The organism is Xanthomonas sp. SHU 166, assembly GCF_000364685.1.
GTDB classification, from domain to species: domain Bacteria; phylum Pseudomonadota; class Gammaproteobacteria; order Xanthomonadales; family Xanthomonadaceae; genus Xanthomonas_A; species Xanthomonas_A sontii.
Genome location: NZ_AQOJ01000311.1, coordinates 1 through 1,747 on the forward strand (window position 1 = coordinate 1; position 1,747 = coordinate 1,747).

General features: G+C 71.0%; 1 protein-coding gene. It reads left to right on the top strand.

Annotated features, from left to right (window positions below):
* On the top strand, positions 1 to 1,747 hold a 1,747-nt coding region (gene hrpA, locus D180_RS09465), incomplete at both ends, for an ATP-dependent RNA helicase HrpA (protein WP_017912598.1).

Below are 1,747 nucleotides of genomic sequence, written 5' to 3' on the forward strand. Positions count from 1 at the left end.
GCCGATAGCGCGCGAGGCCGAGCGCATCGTTGCGCTGATCCGCGAGCACCAGGTGGTGGTGATCGCCGGCGAGACCGGTTCGGGCAAGACCACGCAGTTGCCGAAGCTGTGCCTGGCCGCCGGGCGCGGCGCCGCCGGCATGATCGGCTGCACCCAGCCGCGGCGCATCGCCGCGCGCGCGGTGGCCAGCCGCGTGGCCGAGGAGCTGCGCACGCCGGTGGGCGAGACGGTGGGCTTCCAGGTGCGCTTCAACGACCGCGTCGGCGAGCAGACCCGGATCAAGTTCATGACCGACGGCATCCTGCTGGCCGAGATCGCCAGCGACCGCTGGCTGTCCAGCTACGACACGATCATCGTCGACGAGGCGCACGAGCGCAGCCTCAACATCGATTTCCTGCTCGGTTACCTGAAGCAGCTGCTGCGCAAGCGACCGGACCTGAAGGTCATCGTGACCTCGGCGACGATCGACACCGCGCGCTTCGCCGCGCATTTCGACGATGCGCCGGTGATCAGCGTGGAGGGCCGCACCTATCCGGTGGAGGTGCGCTACAGGCCGCTGGAGGAGGCGGGCGGCGAGGAGGCCGACGCCGAGAGCGGCGACAACGCCGGCGACCGCACGGTCAACCAGGCGATCGTGGCGGCGATCGACGAAATCACCCGGCTGGATCCGCGCGGCGACGTGCTGGTGTTCCTGCCCGGCGAACGCGAGATCCGTGATGCGCACCATGCGCTGGAACGGCGCAAGTACCGCGAGACCGAGGTGCTGCCGCTGTACGCGCGGCTCTCCAACGCCGACCAGGACCGGGTGTTCAACCCTGGTCAGCGGCGGCGCCTGGTGCTGGCCACCAACGTCGCCGAGACCTCGCTGACGGTGCCGCGCATCCGCTACGTGGTCGATCCCGGCTATGCCCGGGTCAAGCGCTACAGCCCGCGGCAGAAGCTCGACCGCCTGCACATCGAGCCGATCTCGCAGGCCAGCGCCAACCAGCGCAAGGGCCGCTGCGGCCGCATCGCCGAGGGCATCTGCTACCGGCTGTACGCCGAGGCGGATTTTACGGCGCGGCCGGAGTTCACCGATCCGGAGATCCGCCGCTCCAGCCTGGCCGGGGTGATTCTGCGCATGCTGCAGCTGGGGCTGGGACGGATCGAGGATTTCCCGTTCCTGGAGCCGCCGGACGAGCGTGCGGTGGCCGATGGCTGGCAGCAACTGGTAGAGCTGGGCGCGGTCGGCGAGCCGGACCGCCATGGCCTGCGCAAGCTCACCGAGATCGGCCGCAAGATGGCGCGGCTGCCGGTGGACGTGAAGCTGGCGCGCATGCTGGTGGCGGCGCAGCAGCACGGCTGCCTGCGGCCGATGCTGGTGATCGCCGCGTTCCTGGGCATCCAGGATCCGCGCGAGCGCCCGCCGGAGGCGCGCGAGGCCGCTGACAACGCGCATGCCAAGTTCGCCGATGCGCGCTCGGAATTCGTCGGTATCCTGCGCCTGTGGGACGGCTACCGGCAGGCCCACGAGGACCTGACCCAGTCCAAGCTGCGCGACTGGTGCGGCCGGCATTTCCTCGGCTTCCTGCGCATGCGCGAGTGGCGCGAACTGCACCGCCAGCTGCATCTGCTGTGCGCGGAACTGGGCTGGACCGAGGAGCCGGCGGAGGCGTCCCTGCAGCCCCTGCTGGCCGGCGCTTCCGCGCCCGCGCCGGCGCGCGATGCCGAGACCGCGGCGCGTGCGACCCGCGGGCAGTTGCATCGC